This is a genomic window from Nocardiopsis protaetiae (assembly GCF_045446735.1).
In the GTDB taxonomy this organism is placed as follows: Bacteria; Actinomycetota; Actinomycetes; order Streptosporangiales; family Streptosporangiaceae; genus Nocardiopsis; species Nocardiopsis protaetiae.
This window is the reverse complement of sequence record NZ_JBJJBV010000446.1, coordinates 1-3,333: the sequence shown is the minus strand read 5'-3', so window position 1 is coordinate 3,333 and position 3,333 is coordinate 1. Positions and strand designations below refer to the sequence as shown.

Below are 3,333 nucleotides of genomic sequence, written 5' to 3'. Positions count from 1 at the left end.
GCAGTCCCGGGGCCGGGCCCGGGACGGGGCCGGGAGGTCACATGCCGAAGAGGGAGGACCAGGAGAAGGGGCGGCGGTGGCCGACCTGGAGGGTGCCGCCGTGGCAGGTGCCGGTGATGACGAAGTGCGGGGCGGGCGGGCGGGGGATGGCGTCGGCGTCCACCTTGAGGCTGCCCAGCCAGGAGGTGTCGACGTCGACCTCGGCGGTGGACCGCTCGGGCAGGATCACCTCGGCGCCGCCCCAGGAGACCTCCAGGTGGACCTCGACGCGGTCGTGCGGGATGTCGGCCTCGCGGAAGTCGAGCCGGGTGGCCCCGTACTTGTTGCGGACCTCGATGCGCCGGGGCACCTGCCAGCGGCCCTTGCGGACGACGCTGTCGCCGTCGGACCGGACGACCATGATGTCCTCGGGGTGGATGCGGTCGGCCGGCCGGTTGTCGGCGACCACCGGGATGGGGCCGGTGGTGGCGCCGGGCGAGCCGGGCAGGTCGGCGGTGATGGGTTCGAGGTCGGCGTAGGTCTTGGCGGTGAAGGCGGCTTCGAGCCGTTCGTCGAGTTCGTCGAGGGTGATGCGCCCCTCGGCCGCCGCTTCCCGGAGCACCTCGGCCACCTGGTGGCGTTCGGCGTCGGAGACCCGCAGTCGGGCTCTGTCCTCGGAGACCACGGCCGCACCGTTCCCTTCCGTCGTACTGGTGGTCCCACGTTAAAGCACGGGCCCGGCGCGAAGGGAATGAGAATGTCCCGCCGCGCACGCTTTGGTGCGGGTGGGGTCTGGGTACCGGATGTTCTAGGGGGCGTGCCCGTGACGCGCTCCCGCGGGTGGTCAGGACTCTGCCGGGGTAGGACGGACCCCGGCAGAGTCCTGGACCACACGGATGGCACGTGGCCGTCTCCCCTGTGCGATACACGATCTCGTGCCCGGCACGGGTCTGCACAGAGCGTGTCCGAAACCGGCCACTGCGTGAAATGTCCCCGCAAGGCCCGTCCGTACCCGGGGCGCCCGGATGCCCGTTCTTCCGCAGGGTTTTCGGCCCGAGGGTTCTCACGGGCACATCCTGCACCGCCACTCCCAGGAACCCCGATCGGATCAGGCGTCATCGCCGTGCGTAACCGGATTTCGGACAGTCGATAAACACCTTTGAGGACATCACAGGCTCGCGCGGAGCCGCAGGTCAGCGCGCGCCCGTCCGGGCCCGCCGGAAATGTTCGGCCGCACGATCGAACATGCTTCCGTAGAACCCCCTCCCACCTGGGATGACGAACGCCCCGAAAAGCCCCGGAAACCTGGCGGGAATCGGCCTGCGAGCGGCGTTTGCCGGAATTGGGCCACGAGCATGATCACAGGTGAGAGGGTGCGCAGGCCCGCCCCCTCCGCCCCGACACCACCCGCTCCGAACGCCTCAGACGCCGAGCCATCACCTGGTCGAAGACCGGAGGAGACCCACGACGTGTCCGCCCTTGCGATCGCCCCGACCTTCCTCAGCGACTTCACCCGCCTCACGCCCGACGTCCAGCTCGACACCCTGGCCGTGATGCGCGCCTACCAGGCCGGGGAACGGCCCGACCTGGAATCCGTGGCGGACGCCGCCGACCCGCGGGTCCGGATCGTCGGCATCGCCCCCGACTGGTCCGGCGTCGTCGTCCCGGCGCCCGCGGCCGATGAGCACGACGGGCCCGACGGCCCCGACGGGGCCGACGACGAGTCCGCCGAGCGCCCCGGGACCCACTACCGCCTGCTCACCGTGCTGCCGCGCGAGGAGGCGCTCCGCTTCGCCCGCCGCCTGCTCCCGGCGTCCCCGGAGCTCGTGCCGCTCGGCCCGGGCGCCCCGGCCGACCCGCGCCCCAGCGGCCCGCCCGAGCTGGCCGGCGCCCTGCGCGCGCCCTTCCGGCAGTGGCAGGTCACGCTCCACCCGGACCAGCACCGGATCACCGAGGCCCACTACAACGGCGCCGTGCAGATCACCGGCGGCCCCGGCACCGGCAAGACCGTCATCGCCCTGCACCGGGCCGCCCACCTGGCCGAACGCGATGCCGCCGCGTACCCCGAGGACCACCGCGAGTCGGTCCTGCTGACCACCTACAACCGGGCCCTGGCCCAGTCCCTGTCCGACCGCCTCGACCAGCTGCTGCCCGACCCCGGGGTGCGCGCCCGGGTCCGGGTGGCGACCATCGACAGCCTGGCCCGCTCCGTGGTGCAGGCCCACGGCGTCCCGCCGCGCCTGATCGGCAAGGACGACCTGGCCCGCCGCTGGCGCGCGGTGGCGCTGGCCGACGGGCTGCCCTTCTCCGGCCGCTTCCTGGTCGACGAGTGGGAGCAGGTCATCCTGGCCAAGGGTCTGGAGCTGCTGCCCGAGTACATCCGCTGCGAGCGCAGCGGGCGGGTGCAGCACCTGGCGCCCGAGCACCGGCGCCAGGTGTGGGAGACCATCCGGCGCTATGTCGGCGCCATGCGGGTGGAGGGGCTGTGGTCCTACCCGCAGCTGGCGGCGGAGGCCGCCCGGGTGCTGGGCCGCGGCGGCCCGCTGTTCCGGCACGCGGTGGTCGACGAGGCGCAGGACCTGCACCCGGCCCAGTGGCGGATGCTGCGCGCCGCCGTCCCCGAGGGCCCCGACGACCTGTTCATCGTCGGCGACCCGCACCAGCGGGTGTCCGACAACCGGGTGTCGCTGGCCTCGCTCGGCATCAACGTGCGCGGGCGCGGCCACCGGCTCCGGGTGAGCTACCGGATCACCCAGGAGATCCTCGACTGGAGCATGCCGATCCTGGGCCGCCGGGCGGCGCTGGGCATGGACGACGACGCCGACACCCTGGCCGGCTACCGCTCGCTGCTGCGCGGGACGGCGCCGGTGGTGCGCGGCTGCGCCGACCGGGCCGAGGAGCTCACCGCCCTGGGCGACTGGGTGCGGGTGTGGCTGGAGGCCGGGGTCGACCCGACCGAGATCGCGGTGGCCGGGCGCAACCACTGGGTGGTGCGCGGGATCGCCAAGGAGCTGACGGCCCGGGGCATCCCGACCGCGCCGCTGGAGGAGTCCGGCGGCCCGGAGGCGGTGCGCGTGGGCACGCTGCACCGGCTCAAGGGCCAGGAGTTCCGCTGCGTGGCCCTGGTGGGGGTGGCCGACCACCTGCTGCCGCCCAAGGCCGCGATCGAGGCGGCCGACGGCGACCAGGTGGCCCTGGAGCACGCCTTCCAGCAGGAGCGGACGCTGCTGTTCACAGCCTGCACGCGGGCGCGCGACGCCCTGTACGTGTCGCACGTGGGGCGGCCGAGCCGGCTGATCACCGAGGGCCGCTGACCCGGGTCCCGGACCCGGTGGGAGAACGGAGAGGGGGGCG

General features: G+C 73.7%; 2 protein-coding genes. One reads left to right on the top strand and one right to left on the bottom strand.

Going from position 1 to position 3,333, the window contains the following annotated elements:
- Nucleotides 1-37: 37 nt before the first annotated feature.
- On the bottom strand, nt 38-664 hold the full coding sequence (locus tag ACJOT3_RS33615; RefSeq protein ID WP_406977165.1) for a DUF1707 SHOCT-like domain-containing protein: 627 nt from the start codon (nt 662-664) through the stop codon (nt 38-40).
- Between the two features lie 784 nt (nt 665-1,448).
- Between ACJOT3_RS33615 and ACJOT3_RS33610 the strand changes: the two genes are divergently transcribed.
- Nucleotides 1,449-3,293, top strand: a complete 1,845-nt coding sequence (locus tag ACJOT3_RS33610; protein ID WP_406977164.1) for a UvrD-helicase domain-containing protein — start codon at nt 1,449-1,451, stop codon at nt 3,291-3,293.
- The last annotated feature ends 40 nt before the right edge of the window (nt 3,294-3,333 follow it).